This window comes from Streptomyces sp. NPDC050085 (assembly GCF_044460595.1).
Taxonomy (GTDB): Bacteria; Actinomycetota; Actinomycetes; order Streptomycetales; family Streptomycetaceae; genus Streptomyces.
Window position 1 is genome coordinate 91,389 of record NZ_JBITJZ010000007.1, and the last position, 22,470, is coordinate 113,858.

Annotated in this window: 23 protein-coding genes; 17 read left to right on the forward strand and 6 right to left on the reverse strand. The window is 72.8% G+C overall.

All coding sequences use genetic code 11. The features are described from left to right. Positions 1 to 11: 11 nt before the first annotated feature. From ACIBUY_RS25745 to hemC, 3 genes are all read left to right on the forward strand, one after another. On the forward strand, positions 12 to 1,316 hold the full coding sequence (locus ACIBUY_RS25745) for an alpha/beta fold hydrolase (protein ID WP_399153843.1): 1,305 nt from the start codon (positions 12 to 14) through the stop codon (positions 1,314 to 1,316). A 195-nt stretch (positions 1,317 to 1,511) separates the two neighbouring features. Then, positions 1,512 to 2,264, forward strand: coding sequence for a PIG-L deacetylase family protein (locus ACIBUY_RS25750; RefSeq protein ID WP_399153844.1), 753 nt, complete (start codon positions 1,512 to 1,514; stop codon positions 2,262 to 2,264). A gap of 27 nt (positions 2,265 to 2,291) precedes the next feature. Beyond that, a complete protein-coding gene (hemC, locus tag ACIBUY_RS25755; protein ID WP_365575710.1) occupies positions 2,292 to 3,224 on the forward strand; it encodes a hydroxymethylbilane synthase in 933 nt (310 codons plus the stop codon). Here hemC and ACIBUY_RS25760 read toward each other — a convergent pair. Next, a complete protein-coding gene (locus ACIBUY_RS25760; RefSeq protein WP_399153845.1) occupies positions 3,112 to 4,581 on the reverse strand; it encodes an MFS transporter in 1,470 nt (489 codons plus the stop codon). The genes hemC and ACIBUY_RS25760 overlap by 113 nt on opposite strands. Continuing rightward, on the reverse strand, positions 4,578 to 5,162 hold the full coding sequence (locus tag ACIBUY_RS25765) for a TetR/AcrR family transcriptional regulator (protein ID WP_399153846.1): 585 nt from the start codon (positions 5,160 to 5,162) through the stop codon (positions 4,578 to 4,580). The genes ACIBUY_RS25760 and ACIBUY_RS25765 overlap by 4 nt, the downstream gene beginning before the upstream one ends. Positions 5,163 to 5,297: 135 nt before the next feature. Here ACIBUY_RS25765 and ACIBUY_RS25770 point away from each other — a divergent pair, with 135 nt between their 5' ends. Continuing rightward, positions 5,298 to 6,137 carry an enoyl-CoA hydratase/isomerase family protein gene (locus tag ACIBUY_RS25770; RefSeq protein ID WP_399153847.1) on the forward strand — a complete coding sequence of 280 codons (840 nt, stop codon included), beginning with the start codon at positions 5,298 to 5,300 and terminating at the stop codon, positions 6,135 to 6,137. Between the two features lie 15 nt (positions 6,138 to 6,152). Here ACIBUY_RS25770 and ACIBUY_RS25775 read toward each other — a convergent pair whose 3' ends face one another. The 3 genes from ACIBUY_RS25775 to ACIBUY_RS25785 all read right to left on the reverse strand — a co-directional run bounded on the left by ACIBUY_RS25775 (position 6,153) and on the right by ACIBUY_RS25785 (position 9,077). Further along, positions 6,153 to 6,992 carry a hypothetical protein gene (locus ACIBUY_RS25775; protein ID WP_399153848.1) on the reverse strand — a complete coding sequence of 280 codons (840 nt, stop codon included), beginning with the start codon at positions 6,990 to 6,992 and terminating at the stop codon, positions 6,153 to 6,155. 99 nt (positions 6,993 to 7,091) lie between these two features. After that, positions 7,092 to 8,003, reverse strand: coding sequence for an SDR family oxidoreductase (locus ACIBUY_RS25780; protein ID WP_365575701.1), 912 nt, complete (start codon positions 8,001 to 8,003; stop codon positions 7,092 to 7,094). Positions 8,004 to 8,054: 51 nt separating this feature from the next. Further along, positions 8,055 to 9,077, reverse strand: a complete 1,023-nt coding sequence (locus tag ACIBUY_RS25785; RefSeq protein ID WP_399153849.1) for an NAD(P)/FAD-dependent oxidoreductase — start codon at positions 9,075 to 9,077, stop codon at positions 8,055 to 8,057. Positions 9,078 to 9,215: 138 nt separating this feature from the next. Between ACIBUY_RS25785 and ACIBUY_RS25790 the strand changes: the two genes are divergently transcribed. The 13 genes from ACIBUY_RS25790 (at position 9,216) to ACIBUY_RS25850 (ending at position 21,906) form a co-directional block, all read left to right on the forward strand. Then, entirely contained in the window at positions 9,216 to 9,848 is a 633-nt protein-coding gene (locus ACIBUY_RS25790) for a helix-turn-helix domain-containing protein (RefSeq protein WP_399153850.1), read from the forward strand. Between the two features lie 97 nt (positions 9,849 to 9,945). Then, positions 9,946 to 10,932, forward strand: a complete 987-nt coding sequence (locus tag ACIBUY_RS25795; RefSeq protein ID WP_399153851.1) for an NADPH:quinone oxidoreductase family protein — start codon at positions 9,946 to 9,948, stop codon at positions 10,930 to 10,932. Next, positions 10,929 to 12,113 (forward strand): acyl-CoA dehydrogenase family protein, encoded by a 1,185-nt coding sequence (locus ACIBUY_RS25800; protein ID WP_399153852.1) that lies wholly within the window; start codon positions 10,929 to 10,931, stop codon positions 12,111 to 12,113. The genes ACIBUY_RS25795 and ACIBUY_RS25800 overlap by 4 nt, the downstream gene beginning before the upstream one ends. Beyond that, positions 12,110 to 13,204 carry an acyl-CoA dehydrogenase family protein gene (locus ACIBUY_RS25805; protein WP_399153853.1) on the forward strand — a complete coding sequence of 365 codons (1,095 nt, stop codon included), beginning with the start codon at positions 12,110 to 12,112 and terminating at the stop codon, positions 13,202 to 13,204. The genes ACIBUY_RS25800 and ACIBUY_RS25805 overlap by 4 nt, the downstream gene beginning before the upstream one ends. A gap of 97 nt (positions 13,205 to 13,301) precedes the next feature. Further along, on the forward strand, positions 13,302 to 14,885 hold the full coding sequence (locus tag ACIBUY_RS25810; RefSeq protein WP_399153854.1) for an ABC transporter substrate-binding protein: 1,584 nt from the start codon (positions 13,302 to 13,304) through the stop codon (positions 14,883 to 14,885). Beyond that, entirely contained in the window at positions 14,882 to 15,874 is a 993-nt protein-coding gene (locus tag ACIBUY_RS25815; RefSeq protein WP_399153855.1) for an ABC transporter permease, read from the forward strand. Before ACIBUY_RS25810 ends, ACIBUY_RS25815 begins: the two co-directional genes overlap by 4 nt. After that, positions 15,867 to 16,739: an ABC transporter permease gene (locus ACIBUY_RS25820; RefSeq protein ID WP_365575687.1), complete on the forward strand. Its 873-nt coding sequence runs from the start codon at positions 15,867 to 15,869 to the stop codon at positions 16,737 to 16,739. The genes ACIBUY_RS25815 and ACIBUY_RS25820 overlap by 8 nt, the downstream gene beginning before the upstream one ends. Positions 16,740 to 16,780: 41 nt before the next feature. After that, positions 16,781 to 17,692, forward strand: a complete 912-nt coding sequence (locus tag ACIBUY_RS25825; protein ID WP_399154039.1) for an ABC transporter ATP-binding protein — start codon at positions 16,781 to 16,783, stop codon at positions 17,690 to 17,692. After that, the gene (locus ACIBUY_RS25830; RefSeq protein ID WP_365575685.1) at positions 17,685 to 18,389 is read left to right on the forward strand and encodes an ATP-binding cassette domain-containing protein; all 705 of its coding nucleotides are present in this window, start codon (positions 17,685 to 17,687) and stop codon (positions 18,387 to 18,389) included. Before ACIBUY_RS25825 ends, ACIBUY_RS25830 begins: the two co-directional genes overlap by 8 nt. Positions 18,390 to 18,402: 13 nt before the next feature. Further along, the gene (locus tag ACIBUY_RS25835; protein ID WP_365575683.1) at positions 18,403 to 18,774 is read left to right on the forward strand and encodes a VOC family protein; all 372 of its coding nucleotides are present in this window, start codon (positions 18,403 to 18,405) and stop codon (positions 18,772 to 18,774) included. A gap of 247 nt (positions 18,775 to 19,021) precedes the next feature. Further along, positions 19,022 to 19,879 (forward strand): phosphatidylinositol-specific phospholipase C/glycerophosphodiester phosphodiesterase family protein, encoded by an 858-nt coding sequence (locus ACIBUY_RS25840; RefSeq protein WP_399153856.1) that lies wholly within the window; start codon positions 19,022 to 19,024, stop codon positions 19,877 to 19,879. 151 nt (positions 19,880 to 20,030) lie between these two features. Beyond that, entirely contained in the window at positions 20,031 to 20,225 is a 195-nt protein-coding gene (locus ACIBUY_RS25845) for a hypothetical protein (RefSeq protein ID WP_365575771.1), read from the forward strand. 100 nt (positions 20,226 to 20,325) lie between these two features. Continuing rightward, a complete protein-coding gene (locus ACIBUY_RS25850; protein ID WP_399153857.1) occupies positions 20,326 to 21,906 on the forward strand; it encodes a hypothetical protein in 1,581 nt (526 codons plus the stop codon). On the opposite strand, the gene ACIBUY_RS25855 is transcribed toward ACIBUY_RS25850, so the two are convergent. Next, positions 21,872 to 22,387, reverse strand: a complete 516-nt coding sequence (locus ACIBUY_RS25855) for a winged helix-turn-helix transcriptional regulator (protein WP_399153858.1) — start codon at positions 22,385 to 22,387, stop codon at positions 21,872 to 21,874. The genes ACIBUY_RS25850 and ACIBUY_RS25855 overlap by 35 nt on opposite strands. Positions 22,388 to 22,470: the final 83 nt, after the last annotated feature.

Here is a 22,470-nt window from a genome sequence, read left to right on the forward strand (position 1 = left end):
CTGGAGTCGATTTGAGCGCCGCGCAGTACCGACAGGCCGGGGTGGTCCTCACCGACCGCCGCTTCGTCGTCCCGCTCGACCACGACGCCCCCGACGGCGAACGCATCGAGCTGTACGCGCGCGAAGCCGTCGCCACGGGCCGGGAGAACGACGAGCTGCCCTGGCTGCTCTACCTCCAGGGCGGCCCCGGGTTCGGCGCCAACCGGTTCTCCGGCAAGCAGGCCTGGCTCGGCCGCGCCCTGCAGGACTACCGCGTCCTCCTCCTCGACCAGCGCGGCACCGGCGCCTCGACCCCCGCCAACCGGCAGACGCTCCCGCTGCGCGGCGACGCGCACGCCCAGGCCGCGTACCTCGGCCACTTCCGCGCCGACTCCATCGTCCGCGACTGCGAACTGGTCCGCCGCGAGCTGACCGGCGGCGCGCCCTGGACCGTCCTCGGCCAGAGCTTCGGCGGGTTCTGCGCCGTCCGCTACCTCTCCTCCGCCCCCGAGGGCCTGGACGCGGCGCTCATCACGGGCGGCCTGCCGTCCCTGGACGCCCACGCCGACGACGTGTACCGGGCCGCGTACCCGCGCATCGAGCGCAAGGTCCGGGCGCACTACGCCCGTTACCCGATGGACGTCGAGCGGGCCCGCGAGATCGCCGCATACGTCCTCGAGCACGAGCCCGTCCTGCCGAACGGCTACCGGCTGACCCTCGAGGCGTTCCAGTCCCTCGGCATCTGGCTCGGCGCGAGCGACGGCAGCGACCGGCTGCACCACCTGCTGGAGGACGCCTTCGTCCCGTCCCCCGCCGGGCGCGTGCTGTCCGACGCCTTCCAGGAGCAGGCCGCGGCCGCCCTCTCGTACGCCGGACATCCGCTGTACGCCCTCGTGCACGAGGCGATCTACGCCCAGGGCGGCCGGGCCACGGACTGGGCCGCCGAGCGCGTCCGCGCCGAGTTCCCCCAGTTCGACGGGGAGAAGTCCCTGGCCTCCGGGGCGGCGCTGCTGTTCACCGGCGAGACCGTCCACCCCTGGCAGTTCGACACCGACCCCGCGCTGCGTCCGCTGCGCGACACCGCACACCTCCTCGCGTCCCGTACCGACTGGGAGCCGCTGTACGACCCGGCCCGGCTCGCGGCCAACGAGGTGCCGGTGGCCGCCGCCGTCTACCACGACGACATGTACGTCGACACGGGCCACGCGGTCGCGACCGCGCGGGCCGTGCGGGGGCTGCGGCCCTGGGTGACGAACGAGTTCGAGCACGATGGTCTCCGGGCGAGTGGGCCGCGGGTCCTGGACCGGTTGTTGGGGATGGTGCGGGGCGAGGTGTAGCGCCTTGGGGGGATGCCACTTGATGGTGTCGGGCGAGTGCTGCCCGATGAAGGCTGAGCGGCGCAGCCGCAAGCCTTCAGGGGCGCGGGGCTGTGTCACTAGCGGCTCCGCCGCGGGGCGCGCCCAGCCCCCACCGGCCCGCAGCCGCCCACAAAACACGAGCCCCCCGCCCGGTAGGCGCATACGCTGCCCCGCATGAACCCGCCCGCACAGCAGAACGAAGCCCCCCTCCAGCCCATGCCGGAGGACTGGCAGCGCGCGCTCGCCGTCGTAGCCCACCCCGACGACCTGGAGTACGGCTGCGCCGCGGCCATCGCCGCATGGACCGACGCCGGACGCGAGGTCATGTACGTCCTCGCGACCCGCGGCGAGGCCGGCATCGACACCCTGGAACCAGCCAAATGCGGCCCGCTGCGCGAACAGGAGCAGCGGGCGAGCGCCGCCGTGGTCGGCGTCGACACCGTCGAGTTCCTCGACCACAAGGACGGTGTCGTCGAGTACGGCACGGCGCTGCGCCGCGACATCGCCGCCGCGATCCGCCGCCACCGCCCCGAACTGGTCATCACCCTCAACCACCGCGACACCTGGGGCGGTGTCTACTGGAACACCCCCGATCACGTCGCCGTCGGCCGCGCCACCCTGGACGCCGCCGCGGACGCGGGCAACCGGTGGATCTTCCCGGAGCTGACCGAGCAGGGGCTCGAGCCCTGGAACGGTGTGCGGTGGGTCGCCGTCGCCGGGTCCGCGCAGCCGACGCACGCGGTCGACGCCACGGCGGGCCTTGAACGGTCCATCCTCTCCCTGCTCGAACACCGTACGTACATCGAGGTGTTGACCGATGAGGATCCGGAGACTTACTGCCGTACGTTCCTGACGCAGAACGTGCAGGTGGCGGCCGAACGCTTCGGCGGGAAGCCCGCCGTGCCCTTCGAACTGTTCAACCGGTAGGCGAGCGCGGGCCACTATCGTGGCCGGATGCCCACCGAGTTGATCCGAATCGTCTCCCGTTCCTCACCCATGGCGCTGGCCCAGGTGGAGCGCGTGCGGGAAGAACTCGCCGCCCTCCACCCGGACATCCGCACCGAGGTCGTGCCCGTCACCACCAGCGGCGACAAGTGGATGGGCGACCTCGCCCGCCTCGGCGGGAAGGGCGCCTTCACCAAGGAGGTCGACCAGGCGCTGCTCGACGGGCGCGCGGATCTCGCCGTGCACTGCCTCAAGGACATTCCCGCGGACCGTCCGCTGCCCGAAGGGTGCACGTTCGGGGCGTACTTGAAGCGCGACGACGTACGGGACGCGCTGATCGATCCGGCGGGCCGCACCCTCGACGAGCTGCCCGAGGGCACCCGGATCGGCACGTCGTCCGTCCGCCGCATTGCCCAACTCGCCGCCAGTCACCCGCACGTGACGTGCGTACCGATGCGCGGCAACGCCAACAGGCGACTGCAGAAGCTCGCCGAGGGCCAGGCGGACGCCCTGCTGCTCGCCCTGTCCGGGCTCGAGCGCATCGAGCGTACGGACGTCGTCACGGACGTGCTGTCGCCGGACGTGATGTGTCCGCCCATCGGCGCCGGCATTCTGGCCCTGCAGTGCCGCGCCGACGACGAGGCGACCCTGGACGTGGTGAGCGGGCTCGGGCACCGCGACACCTGGCGCGAGGCGACCGCCGAGCGCATGTTCCTGCACGTGCTCCAGGGGCACTGCAACTCGCCGGTCGCCGGGTACGCGCGCGCCGGACGGGGCGGTGATCTGTCGCTGCGCGCCTGCGTGTTCACACCCGACGGCAAGCGGGTCCTCAACGCCCAGGAGTGGGCGGGGCCGTTGGACCCCGCGACGCTCGGGATGTCGGTGGCGGTGGCGCTGCTGCGGCAGGGGGCACGGGAGTTGATCGACGGGATTCCGCACTGACGCCGTCCCGCGCCCGTCCCGGCATGAGGAGACAGGCCACGGCTCCCGCGCCGGTCGCCAGGGCCAGGACCGTCAGGGCCGTCGCCATGGACGTGACGAACCCGGTCCCGGTCGCCAGCAGGGTCGTCGAAAGGGCGACCCCGAGCGTCGGGCCGACGTTCATCGCCGTCTGCTGAAGGCCGCCCGCCACTCCGGCGTCGGCCACGCCCGCCCGGCGGACGAGCACCTCCGTCGCGCTGACCATGACCGTGCCGAAGCCCGCGCCGATCGCGAACGCGCAGACCCCGACGGCCAGCCCCGTCGCCGACGTGTCCAGGCGGCCGAAGGCGAAGACGCCGAGCGTCATGAGCGCCATTCCGGCGCCGGTCGTCACGCGCGCCCCGACCCGCCGCGTCAGCACGGCGCTCAGCGGCGCCGCCAGCACGATGCACACGGCGGCGGGCACCATGCGCAGCGCGGTGTCGAGGGCGTCGAGCCCGAGCACGTCCTGCAGGAAGTACGTCGCCACGAACAGCGAGCCGGACAGTGCGGCCGACGCGGCCAGCAGCACCCCGAGCGCCGCGACGACGATCCGTGAGCCGACGACGGACGGCGGCAACAGCGGGCTCGGCGCGCGCCGTTCGTGCCCGACCAGCACCACCGTCGCCGCGATTGCGCCGCCCGCCGCGAGCACCGCGGCCGCCGTCCAGCCGCTGCCGGGCACCACGACGAGGACGGCGACCAGGCAGGCCAGGGCCGTGCCGAGCAGCAGCGCACCGCCCGCGTCCAGGCCGCCCGCGCGCGTCGCCGCCCGAGGCGCCGGATCCCGTACGAGAAGGACGAGGAGCGCGATGGCCACCGCGGGCAGCACACCGAGGAAGAACACCGAGCGCCAACCGAAGTGCGCCGTCAGGACGCCACCGACCAGGGGCCCCGTGGCCGCCGCGACGCCGATCGCGCTCGTGCGCAGGGCGATCGGCATGCCCAGTTCGTCCGGCGGGTACGCCGCCCGGAGCATACCGAGCGTGGCCGGCTGCAGCAGCGCACCGCAGACGCCCTGGACCACGCGAAGGCCGATCACCCAGCCGATGCCCGGCGCGCACCCGATGCCCGCCGACGCCGCCGCGAACCCGAGCATCCCGTACGCGAACAGGCGCCGGTGCCCGTACCGGTCGCCGAGCCGTCCCGCGAACACCAGCAGGCTCGCCACGGCGATGAGATAGCCGGTGCTCGTCCACTGGACCTGGGGGAGCGATGCGCCCAGGTCGCGCTGGAGCGCGGGCTGCGCCACGGTCAGGACCGTGCCGTCGAGGGCGACGAGCACGGCGCCGACGACACTGCCCGCGAGGGCGACGCGGCGGTGTGCCGGGGCCCTCATCGCTGCACCAGGCCCAGATGCGCGTCGAGCACCGAGGCGAGCAGCGGCTCGACGCCGTCCGCGCCGGTGGCCAGCTGCAGGCTGCCCCAGCCCCACAGCTGCGCGACCCCGTGCAGGTTCGCCCACAACGCGCCCGCCACGACGGCCGGTTCGCTGTCGGGACGGACCTCGGCGATCAGCTCGGCGAGCGTCCTGAAGAGCGGAAGGCTGGTGTCGCGGAGCCCCAACTCCCCGCTCTCCAAGAGATCGTGACGGAACATCAACTCGTACATGCCGCGATGACGCGCCGCGAAGTCCAGGTACACGCGGGCGAGCGCACCCACCTGGGCCCGAGCGTCCTGTGAGTCGCCCTCCGTCGCCTCGGCCGCCCGCGCGCCGAGCTCCGCGAAGCCGCGCCGGGCGATCGCCGAGAGCAGCTCCAGATGGGTCGGGAAGTAGCGGCGGGGCGCACCGTGCGAGACGCCCGCGCGCCGGGCGATCTCCCGCAGGGTCAGGGCCGCCGCGCCCTCCGCGTCGACGAGGGCCACGCCGGTGTCGATGAGGCGGTCGCGGAGCCCGCCACCGCTGCTTTCGGTCTGCATAGACGCTGTCTACCCGATGGGCGTAGACAGTGTCTACCCCGTTCGTTCGGTGCTGCCCCTTCAGGGTGTGCGGCATCGCGGCTACATTGCGCGCCGCGAGCGACGCCGCACCGTCCACGACCGGCAGGGGGCCGCATGATCGACACGACCGACACCGAGATCCCCGAGGGTGAGGCGCAGCGGCTGCGCCTCGACGTCGAGAAGGACGGCATCGGCGTCCTCACGCTCTGCCGCCCGGCCAAGCTGAACGCCTGGAGCTGGGAGTCGAGCCGGCAGCTCGGCGTGATGGCCGACCGGATCCGCTTCGACGACCGGATCCGCGTCGTCCTGCTGCGGGCCGAGGGCCGCGCGTTCTGCGCGGGCATCGACGTGACCGCGCCCGGCGGCGGCATCGAGGGCGAGAGCGGCTCGGCACGCAGCCGCGCCTACTACGAGGGCATCCGCTGGGTGCACGAGCGGTTCGCCGCGTTCGCCCGGCTGCCGCAGCCGGTGGTCGCGGCCGTACAGGGCTACTGCCTCGGCTTCGGGTTCGAGCTGGCTCTCATGGCGGATGTGCGGATCGCCGCCGATGACGCCGTGTTCGCCCTGCCCGAGGCCCGCCTCGGGGTCGCCGTGGACGCGGGCGGCGATCTGCGGATCGCGCGGGAGGCGGGCGCGGGCTGGGCGAAGTTCCTCGCGCTCACCGGGCGCCGGATCGACGCGGCCACCGCGGAGCGGCTGCATCTGCTCCAACAGGTCGTCCCCGCCGTCGAGTTGGAGCGCGCCGCCCGCGACCTGGCCGCCGAGATCGCCGCGAACGCGCCGCTCGCCGTGCAGTCCGTCAAGCGGGACATCGATGCCTACGCCGATGCAGGCCTGGACGCGGCCCTCGACCGGGTCGCCATGAGCGCCGGGCTCACGCTCACGTCCGACGACGCGGGGGAGGGATATCGCGCACAGGCCGGACGCAGGCCCCCCGAGTTCCGGGGAGCGTGAGCCCGGCGCGCGGGATCAACGCTCGTCGGGGGCGGACCCGTCGACGGCGGAGCCCGCCGGGTCCGAGTCGCCGAGGTCGAACACGCTGTCCCGCAGCGCCTGGATCGCCTCGTCGAGCTCGGCCACGCTGTGCATGAGCCTGCGGTGCGTAGGCCCGTCCCCGATCATCGCGGCCGTGCTGTGCAGATGCAGGCCGACGTCGAAGATCTTCCGCAGCACGCTCTGGCGGAGGTCGTGCGCGATCCGGTCCCGCTCGCGCACCAGGGACAGCTCGCGCACCTCCGCCTGCAGCGCGGCGTTGGCCACGAGCGAGCCGCTGATCCGGTCGCGCAGCCCATGCGCGGCGACCGCGATCAGCACACCGAGGACGCTCCAGAGCACCACGCGCCGCACGACCACGGCACCGGGCGTCGCCTGCACGACGGACGTCACCGCCTGGACGGCCACCACCGCCACGACCACGCACCCGGACTCCCAGGGCCGGTGGAACAGCACCGTCCACATCAGCGGGACCAGCAGCACGAGCCCCACGCCCGAGGCCACGCCCGAGGCCAGGATCAACAGCAGTACGGAGCAGGTGTACAGCAGGGGCACCAGCACCGGCGTCCACGACGGCAGCCGCTGCCACGGCAGGAGGAACGCCCCCGCGCACAGCAGCAGGAGTGCCACGCTCGCGGCGTACTGGGACCAGGACTCCATGGCGCCGTACGGCACCAGCACGCTGACCGTGGCCGCCACGGCGACCAGCGCGAACGGAGCGGCCCGCCAGGCGAGGCCCGGTTCGCGGAACTGCCAGCCGACGGTGTCACCCTCGGGACCGGCCGGTATGTGCCAGGGCTCGATGGTGGATTTCACGGGACCCCCCGTCGGCAGGACCGCTCGAAGGCCCGTCGTAGGGCGCGTGCGTCAGGTGCAGGATATCGGCGTATGCCCAGGACATACAGGGAAGTTCGCTCACCCGGGGGCGAAGGGGCCCCGGCCCAGCTGTGCGCGCACCGTCGTCACCGGAGGGTTCACCAGGCCGCGGCGCTGCCAGTTCGCCCCGTCCACCACCAGCGTGTGCCCGCTGACGAACCGGGCGTAGGGAGAGGCGAGATAGGTCGCCGCCCAGCCCAACTCCCTTGGTGCGCCCACGCGGAGAGCGGGCTGGCGGGCGGCCGGGTCCTCGGCGCGGTCGAGGTTGCCGCGGATGTCGGGCGTCATGTCCTCGTGCGGCACGAGGCCCGGCACCAGACCGTTGACCTGGATGCCGTACGGGCCCCACTCCACGGCGAGGGTCTCCACCAGGTTCTTCACGCCGGCCTTCGCCGCCGCGCTGTGGGCGAACCCGGGCCCGCCCGTCCACGCGTACGAGGCGCCGACGGCGATCACCGACCCGGGCGTGCCCGCCGCGAGGTGGCGGCGGCCGAACTCGCGGGTCATGAAGAACGTGCCGTTGAGCGTGATGTCCACCACCGAGCGCCAGCCGTTCGGGCTCAACTCCTCGGCCGGGACGGGGAAGTTGGCGGCCGCGTTGTTCACCAGCACGTCCGGGACGCGGCCGTGCGCCGCCTCGGCCGCGTCGAAGACCTCCGCGATCCGGCCCGCGTCCCGGATGTCGCAGGTCGCCGCGGTGACCTTCCCCGAGCCCTCGACCGCCGCCAACTCCTCGCGGGCCGGGGCCAGATGCTCCGTCTTCCGGCTCACGATCATCACGGCGGCGCCGAGCCGTGCGAACTCCGCGGCGATCGCCCGGCCGAGCCCGGTGCCGCCCCCCGTCACCAGGACGAGCCGGTCGTCGTACGTGCCCGCGGGCAGCGCCGAGGCGCCCAGCGGGGGAGGGGCGGGCAGGCCGTGCGGCGTACTGGAGCTGCTGGAGGACGTCATGCGGGCATGGATACCGCGTCCGCGCTCAACCCTCCATGCCCGCGCGCCACTTCATGCCGGGATCCGCCGCGCCCGGGCCCGCGCCACCGCGCGCTCGCCCTCGGGAGAGAACACCCCGGCCCGCCGCCGCTCGGCCTCCCGCGCCAGGTCCGCGTGGAGCAGCTGGGCGTGCAGCGTGGACCCGGCCCGGTACCCGGCGCTCGCCGAGTTCACCACCTGCTCCGCGGGCCCCGTCGCGTTGCCCACCGCCCACACGCCCGGCACGCTGGTCAGGCCGGTGGGATCCACCTCCGCGAACGGCCCCGCCGGGGTCTCGCGCAGCCGCACGCCGAGCCCGGTCAGCAGGGTGTCCCGCACCACCATGCGCGTGGGCACCACGAACACGGAGCGCGCGAGGACCCGCCCGTCCGCGAGCCGTACGCCGCTCAGCGCGTCGTCCGTCACGACGAGCCCGGCGATCTTCCCGCGCACCACGCTCACACCCGCGGCCGCCAGCAACTGCCAGTCGTCGTCGGGGAGTTCGTCCTCCCCGGCGTCGTCGAGGAACAGCGTGACATCGTCCGACAGCGCGCTGAAGAGGAGGGCCTGGTGGGTGCCGGACGCCTTCTCGTAGAGCACGCCGATCGGCTGGTCCCGCACCTCCCAGCCGTGGCAGAACGGGCAGTGGATCACGTCGTTGCCCCAGCGCTCGGCCACCCCGGGGATGCCGGGCAGTTCGTCCACCAGGCCGGTGGCGACCACGAGTCGGCGGGCGTGCACCCGGCCGCCGTCCGCGAGCGCCACGTCGAACTCGCCCGATCCGTCGGGCTCGGCCGCCGTCACCTCGCCCCGGACGACCTCCACGCCGTACGCCGCGACCTCCTCGCGCACCACGGCCAGGAACTCCCCGGGCGGCATCCCGTCCCGCGACGGGTAGCCCTGCATGTGCGCCGCCGGTGCGTTGCGCGGCTCACCGGCGTCGACGACGAGCACGGAGCGCCGCGAACGGCCCAGGATCAGTGCCGCCGACAGGCCCGCGGCCCCGCCGCCGATCACCACGACGTCGTACGCGCCCTCGCGGATCTGCGTGTTCATGGCATTCCCCTCGTATGTCCGGTGCAGGCTGCTGCTCTGCTCTTTGCTCTTTGCTCTTTAGCTCTCTGCTTTCTGCCTCGAAGGTGCACGCGAACCGTCGGGATTGACAAACAGGTTTGCCGAAAATGCAATGGACCCATGAATGCGAAGCGCGAGGAGCAAGAGGAGAAGGGTGAGGCGGGCCCTCAGGCGATGGACGCCGTCCTCTCGGAGGTCGGCCCGCGTCTTCGCGCCCTGCGCAAGGAGCGCGGCGCCACCCTCTCCGGCCTGTCGGAGGCCACCGGCATCTCGGTCAGCACCCTGTCGCGCCTGGAGTCGGGCCTGCGCAGGCCCAGCCTGGAGCTGTTGCTGCCGATCGCCCGCGCCCACCAGGTCCCCCTCGACGAACTGGTCGGGGCCCCGCCCGTCGGCGACCCGCGGGTGCGCGCGAAGCCGATCGTCCGGCACGGCCGCACGATGTTCCCGCTGACCCGGCAGCCCGGCGGCCTGCAGGCGTACAAGGTGATCGAGCCGAAGAGGGATCCCGGCGAGCCCGACCCGCGCAGTCACGAGGGGTACGAGTGGCTGTACATCCTCTCCGGGAAGCTCCGGCTCGTCCTCGGTGAGCACGACGTCGTCCTCGGGCCCGGTGAGGCCGCCGAGTTCGACACGCGGGTCCCGCACTGGTTCGGGTCCACGGGTGAGGGGCCCGTCGAGTTCCTCAGCCTGTTCGGGCCGCAGGGCGAGCGCATGCACGTCAGGGCGCGGCCCGTCCGCGGCGGCGGGGAGTGAGAGCCTGCCTTTGAGGCCGCCAGGGGCATTCACAGGAGGGCAAGCGACCGCTTAGTATGCGAGCGAGTCCCGACGCAGCAGTCCGTGGAGGCCCCGCATGCAGGCATGGCAAGTGCACGAGAACGGCGAGCCGAGCGAGGTGATGCGCCTCGAAGAGGTCGAGCGCCCCGTGCCCGGTGAGGGGCAGATCCTGCTCAAGGTGCGCGCCGCCAACATCAACTTCCCGGACGCGCTGCTGTGCAAGGGGCAGTATCAGATCAGGCCGCCGCTGCCGTTCACGCCCGGCGTGGAGATCTGCGGGGAGACCGAGGACGGGCGCCGGGTGATCGCCAACCCGGCGCTGCCGCACGGCGGTCTCGCCGAGTACGCCCTCGCGGACGCCCGCACCCTGCTGCCCGCGCCGGAGTCGCTCGACGACGCGGAGACGGCCGCCCTGCACATCGGCTACCAGACCGGCTGGTTCGGCCTGCACCAGCGTGCGCACCTCCAGGAGGGCGAGACGCTGCTCGTGCACGCCGCCGCGGGCGGGGTCGGCAGCGCCGCCGTCCAGCTCGGCAAGGCCGCGGGCGCCCGCGTCATCGGTGTCGTCGGCGGGCCGGAAAAGGCCAAGGTCGCCCAGGAGCTGGGCTGCGACGTCGTCATCGACCGGCGCGGCGAGGACGTCATCGCCGCCGTGAAGGAAGCCACCGGCGGCCGCGGCGCCGACGTCGTCTACGACCCGGTCGGCGGCGACGCGTACACGCAGTCCGCGAAGACCGTCGCCTTCGAGGGGCGGATCGTCGTGGTCGGCTTCGCCTCCGGCACCATCCCGGCCCCCGCCCTCAACCACGCCCTGGTGAAGAACTACTCGATCCTCGGCCTGCACTGGGGCCTGTACGCCACCAAGAACCCGAAGCTGATCGGACGCTGCCACCAGGAGCTCACCGAGCTCGCCGCGCGCGGCGCCATCAAGCCCCTCGTCAGCGAGCGCGTCGACCTGACCGACGCCGCGGCCGCCGTCCAGCGCGTCGCCGACGGCGTCACCACGGGCCGCGTCGTCGTGATCCCCGGCCTGGGCGCCCGTACGGAAGGAGCCACCGCATGACGCTCGACGCCGCCGAACTGCGCACGCTCACCCAGGAGTTCCTCGCCGCCCACCCGCCCGCCACGACGCCGCGCGCCGACTTCCTCAGCGCTCGCTTCGACGCGGGCCTGGCCTGGGTGCACTACCCGGAGGGGCTCGGCGGGCTCGACGCGCCGCGCGCCCTGCAGGCCGTCGTGGACGCCGAGCTGGAGGCGGCCGGCGCCCCCGACAACGACCCACGGCGCAACGGCATCGGGCTCGGCATGGCCGCCCCGACCATCCTCGCGTACGGCACCGACGAGCAGAAGCAGCGCTTCCTCAAGCCGCTGTGGACCGGCGACGAGGTGTGGTGCCAGCTGTTCAGCGAGCCCGGCGCCGGCTCCGACCTCGCCGCGCTCGGCACCCGGGCCGTCCTGGACGGCGACACCTGGACCGTCAACGGGCAGAAGGTGTGGACGTCCGGCGCGCACAACGCCCGGTTCGCCATCCTCATCGCCCGCACCGACCCGGACGTGCCCAAGCACCGCGGCATCACGTACTTCGTGTGCGACATGACCGACCCGGGCGTCGACGTGCGGCCGCTGCGCCAGATCACCGGCGAGGCCGAGTTCAACGAGGTGTTCCTCAGTGACGTCCGCATCCCCGACGCCCACCGGCTCGGCGCGGTCGGCAACGGCTGGAAGGTCGCCCAGACCACCCTCAACAACGAGCGCGTCGCCATCGGCGGCATGCGCATCCCGCGCGAGGGCGGCCTGATCGGGCCCGTCGTGAAGACCTGGCGCGAGCGGCCAGAGCTGCGCACGCCCGATCTGCACCAGCGCCTCGTCAAGCTGTGGGTGGACGCCGAGGTGGCCCGGCTCACCGGCGAGCGCCTGCGCCAGCAGCTCGTCGCCGGACACCCGGGGCCCGAGGGCGCAGGCATGAAGCTCGGCTTCGCCCGGCTCAACCAGGAGATCAGCGGCCTCGAGGTCGAACTCCTCGGCGAGGGGGGCTTGTTGTACGACGACTGGACGCTGCGCCGTCCCGAGCTCGTCGACTTCGCGGGCCGCGAGGCGGGCTACCGCTATCTGCGGGCCAAGGGCAACAGCATCGAGGGCGGGACGAGCGAGGTCCTGCTGAACATCGTCGCCGAGCGCGTCCTGGGCCTGCCGCCCGAGCCGCGCACCGACAAGGACGTCGCCTGGAAGGACCTCTCCCGATGAGCACACAGCCCGACCTGCTCTACTCCGAGGACGAGGAGGCGCTCCGCTCGGCGGTCCGCGACCTGCTCGCCGACCACTGCGACGCCGCCGCCGTCCTCGCCCGCGTCGAGTCGGACAGCCCCCACGACATCGCGACGTGGAAGGTGCTCACCGAGAGCATGGGGCTCGCGGGTCTGCTGATCCCCGAGGAGCTCGGCGGGCAGGGCGCCTCGCACCGCGAAGCCGCCGTAGTCCTCGAGGAGTTGGGGCGGGCGGTCGCCCCGGTGCCGTATCTGACGAGCGCCGTCGTGGCCACCGAGGCGCTGCTGGCGTGCAGGGCCGACGATCTGCTCACCGAGCTGGCGTCCGGGACGACGATCGCCGCCCTCGCCGTGTCCCTGAGCGCCGCCCCCGGCGACGCCCTCAAGGCCGTACGACTCGAAGACGGCACTCTGCACGGGGAGTTGACCGCCGTGGCGGACGCGGCGGTCGCCGACGTGCTGCTCGTCCCCGCGGACGACGGCGGGCTGTACGCGGTGGACGCCGCCGACGCGACCGTCACCCCTCAGGTGTCCCTGGACCTGACCCGGCCGCTGGCGACCGTCACCCTGAGCGGTGCCTCCGGCCGCCGGGTCGGCGACGCGGCGCCCGCCGTGCGCCGCGCCCTGCGCGCGGGCGCGGGGCTGCTGGTCGCGGAGCAACTCGGCGTCGCCGACTGGCTGTTGACGGAGACCGTGCGCTACACGCGTGAGCGGCACCAGTTCAACCGGCCCGTCGCCTCGTTCCAGTCGCTCAAGCACCGGCTCGCCCAGCTGTGGCTCGAGGTCGTCAACACCCGCGCCGCCGCGCGCAACGCGGCCGACGCGCTCGCCACCGGCAGCGACACCGACGAGGAGACAGCTGTCGCGGTGGCCGTCGCCCAGGCGTACGCGGCGCCCGTCGCCGTGCACGCCGCCGAGGAGGCGCTCCAGCTGCACGGCGGCATCGGGATGACGTGGGAGCACCCGATCCACCTGTACCTCAAGCGCGCCAAGGCCGACTCGATCGCGCTCGGCACCGCGGGCCGCCACCGGGAGGAGCTGGCCGCACTGGTCGACCTCCGGGCGCCCTGAAGCGCCGGGCTTGACCCCGGTTTTACCTTCCCTTGACGAGATGGCATTATTGCGACCTGTTCGCAATAACTGTTGATCTTGAATAGGGGTGGGCGTCGTGGCACGGCCGGGGAACAGCGTCATAGCAGGAGCAGCGGTCAGCGCACTGGCGTTGACCGCTGCCGCCTGCGCGGCGCCGGGCGACGGCGCGAAGAACGGCGGCGGCGCGAGCGCGGTCGTCGGCACCGCCTACGAGCCCGAGACGCTCAGCCCCCTGCTCGGCTACGGCAAGGACGGCAACTCGAAGATCTTCGACGGGCTGCTCACGCACGACGCCGGCATGAAGCTGAAGCCCGCGCTCGCCGCCGCCCTGCCGAAGGTCACCGACGACGGCCGCACGTACACGTACCGGCTCCGCGACGGCGTGAAGTTCAGCGACGGGAAGCCGTTCACGTCCAAGGACGTCGTCTTCACGTACGAGACCATCCTCGACAAGAAGACCAACAACGCCTCCAAGACCGAGCTCGACGCGGTCAAGAGCATCGAGGCCAAGGGCGACGACACCGTCGTCTTCCACCTCAAGTACCCCTACGCGCCGTTCGCCGAGCGCACCGTCCTGCCCATCGCGCCCGAGCACGTGGCCGGTCAACAGGACGTCAACACGGGCGAGTTCACGACCAGGCCGATCGGCACCGGGCCGTACGAGCTCGTCACGTGGTCCAAGGGAGAGAAGCTCGTCTTCAAGGCGAACCCCGACTACTGGGGCGGCGCGCCGAAGATCGAGAACTTCACCATGGCGATCATCAAGGACGACGACGTGCGCGCCACCCGGCTGCGCTCCGGCGACCTCGACGGCGCCATCCTGCCGCCGAACCTGGCCAAGACGTACCAGGGCGACGACGGCAAGAGGACGTACACGGCGAAGACCTTCGACTACCGCGTCGTCACCCTGCCCACCGGCAACAAGGTCGCGGGCGACACCGCGATCCGCCGCGCCCTCGACATCGGCGTGCACCGCAAGGCGATGGTCGACCAGATCCTCGAAGGCGCGGGCAAGGAGGCCTACGGCCCGGTGCCCACCGACAGCCCCTGGTTCACCAAGGGCACGGAGCGCACGTACGACGTCGAGAAGGCCAAGAAGCTGCTGGACCAGGCGGGTTGGAAGGAGGGCGACGGCGGCGTCCGCGAGCGCGACGGCGTCCGCGCCTCGTTCCCGCTGTGGTACCTGACCGGCGACAAGCTCCGCCAGGACCACGCCCTCGCCTACGCCTCCGACGCCAAGAAGCTCGGCATCGACATCAAGGTCGAGAGCGGCACCTGGGAGGTCATCGAGCCGCGCATGCCCAAGGACGCGGTCCTCGCGGGCGGCGGCGCCCCCGCCGACCCGGACTTCGACCAGTACACGCTCCTCAAGTCCTCCCTCGCGGGCGACGGCTTCAACAACATGGCCTGGTACGACAGTTCAACGGTCGACGCCGCCCTCGACGACGCCCGCCGCAGCGGTGAGCGCGCCGAGCGCCAGGCCGCGTACGACACGATCCAGCGCGAGCTGATGAAGAACCCCGGCTACACCTTCCTCACGCACATCGACCACCTCTACGTCGTCGACAAGAAGTTCGGCGACCTCTCCACCCAGGTCGAACCGCACGACCACGGGCTCGCGTCCGGCCCGTGGTGGAACGTGGAGGACTGGACCGCATGAGCCGGCGGCTCCCCTGGGGGCCGATGGCGCGCCTGACGGGCCGGCGAATCCTGTTCGCCGTGCCCGTCCTGGCCGCCGTCACCTTCGGCGTCTTCGCGATCGCCGCCGCCTCCCCCTTCGACCCGGTCAAGGCGTACGCGGGCACGGCAGGACTCACCGCCTCGCAGGACAACCTCGACCAGCTGCGCGCCAACCTCGGCGTCGACCAGCCGCTGCCCGGCCGCTGGTGGCACTGGCTGACGTCGGCGCTCACCGGCGACCTCGGCGACTCCGCGGTCCTGCGCCAGCCCGTCCTCGACGCCATCACCCAACGCCTGGGCTGGTCCGTCCTGTTGGCGGCCACCGCCTTCCTCGTCGCCATCGTGCTCGGCACCCTCCTCGGCGTACTGGCGGCGCGGCGCCAGGGCGGCCCGCTCGACCGCGCCGTCACCTCCCTCGCGTACACGCTGGAGGCCGCGCCGCCGTTCTGGCTCGGCCTGCTCGCCGTCTGGCTGTTCGCGCTCAAGCTCGACGTGCTGCCCGCGGGCGGCCTCACCGACACCGGCTCCGCGACCGTCACCGCCTCGCAGGTCCTCCCTCATCTCGTGCTGCCCGCAGGCGTGTTGGCCCTCTCGCAGCTGCCGTGGTTCGTCCTGTACGTCCGTCAGGGCGTCGGTGACGCGCTGGAGGAGGACCCCGTGCGCGGCGCCAAGGCCCGTGGACTCGCCCCGCGCACCGTCCTGTTCGGGCACGCCCTGCGCTCGGGCACGCTGCCCGTGCTCACCCTGATCGGCTCACGGGTGCCCGAACTCATCACCGGAGCCCTGCTCGTGGAGACCGTGTTCAGCTGGCCCGGCATCGCCGCCGCGACCGTGCAAGCGGCCACGTCCGTCGACTTCCCGCTGCTCGCCGCCCTCACGGTCCTCGCGACGCTCGCCGTCCTCGCCGGGAACTGGGCCGCCGACCTGCTGTACGGCCTCGCCGATCCGAGGGTGGGCTTCGATGGCTGACCAGGCACTCCCGTGGCGTACGCACGGGGCGCGGCGCCGCTCCACGCGCACGTGGCGGATCCGGTCCTCGGCCGTGATCGTGGGCCTCGTCGTCCTCGCCGTGCTGCTCGTGCCGCCGCTGGCCGGCCTCGACGAGCAGGCCGTCGACCTCGCCGCCAAGCTCCAACCGCCGTCCTGGGCCCACCCGTTCGGCACCGACGACGTCGGCCGCGACCTGCTGCTGCGCTGCGTGTACGGGCTGCGCGTCTCGCTGCTCGTCGGCGTGGTCGCCGCGGTCGTGGCCACCGTGATCGGCACGGCCGTCGGAGCGCTCGCGGGCGCCCTCGGCGGCTGGACGGACCGCGTCGTGATGCGCGTCGTCGACACCTTCTCGTCCGTGCCGCACCTGCTCCTGGGCATCTTCATCGTGGCCATGTTCCGGCCCGGCGTCTGGCCGGTCGTCGTGTCCGTGGCCCTGACGCACTGGCTGTCGACGGCCCGCATCGTGCGCGCCGAGGTCCTGTCGCTGCGCGCCCGCCCGTACGTCGACGCGGCGATCTCCGGCGGCGCCTCCCGATGGCGGGTGACCCTGCGGCACCTGCTGCCCGGCGTCCTGCCGCAGGCCGCACTCGCCGCGGTCCTGATGGTGCCGCACGCCATCTGGCACGAATCCGCCCTGTCCTTCCTCGGGTTGGGCCTGCCCGCCCACCGGGCGAGCCTCGGCAGCCTCGTGCAGAGCGCCCGCGGCTCGTTGCTCGCGGGGGACTGGTGGCCGACGCTCTTCCCCGGCCTGTTCATCATCGTGCCGACGCTGGCGATCGCGGGCCTCGCCGGAGCGTGGCGCGAGCGCCTCAACCCGCGCCGCCGATCGGAGCTGACCCTGTGACCACAGTGCTTTCGGTGGACGGCCTGTCCGTACGGTTCCGGATGCGCGACGGCGCGTACGTACGGGCCGTCAGCGACGTCTCCTTCGACCTCGCGGCGGGGGAGTGCCTGGCCCTCGTCGGCGAGAGCGGCTGCGGCAAGTCGGTGCTCGCCTCGGCCCTGCTCGGGCTGCTCCCGGGCAACGCCGAGACGGCGGGCTCGGCGCGGCTCGGTGAAGGCCCCGACCTGATCGGCGCCGACGAGGCGACCCTGGCCCGCTCGGTGCGCGGCCGCCGCGTCGGCCTGGTCCCGCAGAGCCCGGCCGCCCATCTGACGCCGGTGCGCACGGTCCGCGCCCAACTGGCCGAGACCATCAGGGAATTGAGGGGCCTGCGCCGGGGTGATCTGCGGCGGGCCGTGACGGAGGCCGCCGAGCGGGCCGCGTTCCCGCCCGGCCACCTCGACCGCTACCCCCACGAACTCTCCGGCGGCCTCGCCCAGCGCGCCGCCACCGCCCTCGCCCTCGTCGGCGACGCGCCCCTGCTGCTCGCCGACGAACCCACGACGGGCCTCGACCGCGACCTGGTCGAGCGCACCGTCGACGAACTGCGCCGCCACATCGGCACCGACCGTGCCCTGCTGCTCATCACGCACGACCTGGCCGCCGCCGAGCGGATCGCCGACCGGGTCGCCGTGATGTACGCGAGCCGCATCGTCGAACTCGCGGACGCCGACGGGTTCTTCGGTACGCCGGGGCCCCAGCACCCCTACGCCCGTGGGCTCCTGGACGCGCTGCCCGACCGCGCCTTCACCCCGATCCCCGGCATGCCGCCGGAACTGGGCGCCCTGCCCGACGGCTGCGCGTTCGCGGCCCGCTGCACCCGCGCCGATGAGCCCTGCGGGCGCCTGCCCGGCCTGACGGACGGCGTCGCCTGCCACCACCCCGTACGCGCACAGGAGGCCGCCCGTGCTTGAGCTGAAGGCGATCACCGCGGGCTACCACCGACGCGCCCCCGTCCTGCGCGACGTCAGCCTCACCATCCAACCCGGCGAGAGCGTCGGCCTGTTGGGGCCCAGCGGCTGCGGCAAGTCGACCCTCGCCCGGGTCGCCGCCCTGCTGCACGAGCCGTACGCCGGACACGTCGTCGTCGACGGCGAACCGGCCCGCGGCTGGCGGCACCGCGCACCCCGCGCCCAGCGCACCGCGTTCGGCGTCGTCTTCCAGCAGCCCCGCCTGTCGGCCGACCCGCGCCTGCGCCTCGTCGACCTGGTGGCCGAGCCCCTGCGCGCGAACCGGCTCGAACACGCCGCACGCGTCGAGGAGTTGGCGGCCGCGGTGGGACTCGGCCCCGACCTGCTCGCCCGCCGCCCCCACGAGGTCAGCGACGGGCAGCTGCAACGCGCCTGCCTGGCCCGGGCACTGGCGCTGCGCCCGCGCTGGCTGATCTGCGACGAGATGACCGCGATGCTCGACGCGTCCACGACGGCGGCGCTGGTGGGCGCGGTGGAGGACTACCGCCGCGCGTCCGGCGCGGGCCTGCTCGCCGTCGGCCACGACCGGGTGCTCCTCGAGCGGTGGTGCGACCGGACCGTGGACCATCCGACGACCGGGCCGGACGCCGGCGCCCGGCCGTCGCGCGGCAAATCGCTGGACAGCAGCGTGCGTTCGTGATCGATTGACGGCCATGACGTCACTGATCAGGCACATCACCCTCGACTGTTCCGACCCCTACACCCTCGCCGGATTCTGGGCCGAGGTGCTCGGCGGGCGCGTCTCCGACGAGGACAAGCCGGGCGACCCGGAGGTGCTGGTCGAGAGCGAGGCCGCCGCGCTGCTGTTCATCCGGGTGGACGACCCGAGGGTCGTCAAGAACCGCCTGCACCTGGACCTCCAGCCGCAGGACCGCACCCGCGACGAAGAGGTCGACCGCCTGCTGGCCCTGGGCGCCACCCTCCACGAGGACCACAGGCGCCCCGACGGGCTCGGCTGGGCCACCCTGCGCGACCCCGAGGGCAACGAGTTCTGCGTCGAGCGCAGCAAGTCCGAACGCGGCTAGTCGGAACGCGGCTGGTCGGAGCGCGGCAGGTCCGGGCGCGCCCGGACGGAGCGCGGCCGGCCCGGCGCAGATGGTCCGTGCGCAGATGGTCAGCGTGGGGTCGGGTCGTTCCGATCGCGCCGCGTCCATGACCGCGCAGTGAACCGGGGGCGGCAGTCCGGCCAACTCCCGCCCACCCACTGCCCCTTGGCGCCACAGGCCCCGCATACTCGCCCATGTCCCCACCCGCCCACCACGGGAGGCACACATGGCCCCGACCACCCGCCGCAGAGCCCTCGGCACCCTCGCCGCCGCACTCGCCACCGGTGTCGCCGCACCCCAACTCGCCCACGCCACAGGGCGCGGACGCGGTCCACGCCCCCTGCTGAGGGCGCACGCCCACAACGACTACGACCACCCGCGGCCCCTGTTCGACGCCCTCGACCACCGCTTCAACAGCGTCGAGGCCGACATCTACCTCGTCGACGGCGACCTCCTCGTCGCCCACGACCCCGTCGACCTCGACCCGAGCCGCACCCTCGACTCGCTCTACCTCGCCCCGCTCGCCGCCCGCGTCCGCGCCCAGCACGGCTCGGTGTACCGGGGGTGGCACACCCCGCTCCAACTGCTCATCGACATCAAGACCGAGGGTGCCGCGACGTACGTCGAGCTCGACCGCCAACTGCGCCGCTACCGCGGCCTGTTCACGACGTACGCCCACGGGCGCGTGCACAAGGGACCCGTCACCGCCGTCGTCTCCGGCGACCGCGCGGCCCGCACCCCGATGGAGGCGCAGCGCACCCGCAGCGCCTTCTACGACGGGCGGCTGACCGACCTGGGCACCGCGGCCCCCGCCTCGTTCGTCCCGCTCATCAGCGACAACTGGACCCTCAACTTCACCTGGCAGGGCGCAGGAGCGATCCCCGCGGCCGAGCGCGACAAGCTGCGCGGCATCGTCTCCGCGGCGCACGCGCGCGGTCAGCAGGTACGGTTCTGGGCCACGCCGGACCTGGCCGGGCCCGAACGCGATGCGGTGTGGGCCGAGTTGATCGCCGCCGACGTGGACTACCTCAACACCGACGACCTGGCGGGACTCGAAGCCTTCCTCGACGCGCACGACCGCTGACGGACCTGTCATCGGCGTCCGTGAGCGCGATCTGTCATCACCCTCCGTCAACACCCGTTCGGGGGACAGGTCGTGCCCCGTCGTGAATCCTCCGTTACGTCACACTTGCGGCCGAAAGCCACGGTGCTGACGTGGCGGAGGAGGTCCGATGATGTCGCTGTCCATTTCCATCGTGCTGTTGCTCCTGATCGTCGCGGTGATCATCCTGCGCAACGGGGCCATGAAGCTCTCGCACGCGCTCGTCTGCGTCCTCCTGGGCTTCCTGCTCGCGGGCACCAGCGTCGCCCCGACCATTCACGACGGCATCAACGCCACGGCAGGACTGGTCAGCAGCCTGCAGCCGTGAACCTCGTGGCCGTGAACGGCCGCCGGTGATCGTTTCGGGTTCGTGAACAACTCCCGTATCTGCATGGACACTTCAGGCATCCGTACCTAGCTTCGGGCGCATGCCGCAGCGAAGACTCCCAGCCCGGGCTCTGGCCGTGACCCTCGCCCTCACGGCCTTCGGTGCCGTGCAACCGCCCGGGGCCTGCGCCGACGAGATCCCCGACGCGCCGGGCCACCGCCTCGTCGAGCAGTACGCGGGCGCTCCCGCGACCCCGCAGCCGGTGCCCGGCAAGGCCCCCGCCCAGCACCCGTTCCTCGCCGCCAACGGCCGCAGCGGGATGCACGCCGACGCCTGGGGCAGCGGAACGTACCCCTGGACCGGGCCCGACGGCACCGAACCGAAGGTCACCAGCGAGCAAATGGCCGCGCTCGGCGGTGAATGCGCCACCGTGACCTTCGACCGGGCGGGCCGCATTGTCACCGTCTGCGGCACGTTCACCGGATTCCTCGTCAAACTCCTGGACCCGCACAGCCTGCGGACGCTCGCCGAGTACCAACTGCCGCAGCGCCCCTCCACGGTCGAGGCCATCACCCGCCTCGACTTCTCCAGGATCTTCAAGGACACCTCAGGCGGCGCCTACTCCTACCTCGACGACCAGGACCGGCTCGTCCTCGCCGACTCGCGCCAGCACATCGTGCGACTCGCCCACGAGCAGGCGGCGGACGGCAGTTGGCGGTTCGTCGTCACCGACGACTGGGACCTGACGGGCCTCGTCCCGCACGACTGCGTCAGCTGGACGAACCTGTACCCGAGCGGTCAGTGCGACCCCGTCACCTCCGTCATGCCCGACTGGAGCGGGCGGATCTGGTGGGTGACCCGGCAGGGCCGCGTCGGCACCGTCGACCCCGCCACCGGCACCCTCAAGGCGATCCGCCTGGAGGGCGAGGAGATCCAGAACTCGTTCTCCGTGGCCGAGGACGGCGTCTCCATCGTCACCGACCACGCGCTCTACGGCTTCGAGGCGGCCGCCGACGGCACGCCGAAGGCCGTCTGGCGCCAGACCTACGACCGCGGCACCGGCACCAAGCCCGGCTCCGTGAACCAGGGTTCGGGCACCACGCCCGACCTCTTCGGCGAGCACGAGGACTACGTCGCCATCACCGACAACGCCGACGACCGCATGAACGTCCTCGTCTACCGCCGCGGCGCCGACGTGCCCGACGACCAACGCCTCGTCTGCAAGGTGCCCGTCTTCGGCTCCGGCGCCTCCACCACCGACAACTCCCTGATCTCGTACGGGAATTCACTCGTCGTCGAGAACAACTACGGCTACGAGAACATCACGTCGCTCACCTTCGGTCGCAGCGTCGTCGGCGGCGTCACGCGCGTCGACGTACGTCCGGACGGCAGTGGCTGCGACACGGCGTGGGAGTCCGGCGTGCGCTCGCCGTCGACCGTGCCGAAGCTGTCCACCGCCAACGGGCTGCTGTACTTCTACACAAAGGAGCCCAACAAGCTGGGCATCGACGCCTGGTACTTCACGGCCGTCGACTTCCGCACCGGACAGACGCGCTGGAAGCGCCTCGCCGGGACGGGCATCGCCTACGACAACAACTGGGCGCCCGTGACGCTCGGCCCCGACGGCACGGCCTACGTGGGCGTGTTCAACGGGCTGGTCGCCGTGCGCGACGGTTCCTGACCACCGTCTCTCCCTCACTTCTGCTCGCCTTCTCCTGCGCGACCTTCTCGACGAACGTCTCGTCCGGGCCCACCGGGCGCCCGTCGCCGGCCCGGATCTCCAGCGGGCTCAGCGGGCGTCCGGTGCGGCGGTCCAGGAGCCGCGAGTGCTCCTCGCCCGGCGCGAAGCACTCGGCCTCGCCCCACTGGCGCAGCGCCACGATGACGGGGAAGAGCGCGCGCCCCTTCTCCGTGAGCACGTACTCCTGGTAGCGGCTCCCGTCGGAGGCCGGCGCGGACGTCATCACGCCGGTCTCCTCCAGCCTGCGCAGTCGGCTGCTCAGGATGTTCTTGGCGATTCCCAGGCTGCGGTGGAACTCGCCGAAGCGGCGGCTGCCGTCGAACGCGTCGCGCACGATCAGCAGGGACCACCAGTCGCCGATCGCGTCGATGGACCGGGCGACGGGGCAGGGCTCGGCGTCGAACCGCGTGCGGGCGACCATCGCACTTCCTTCCTCGGACTCTCGTACTCCTGTGGTTGCAACATGCTACCCCGCCCGCCTAGGCTCCGCGAGGTAGCAAGTTG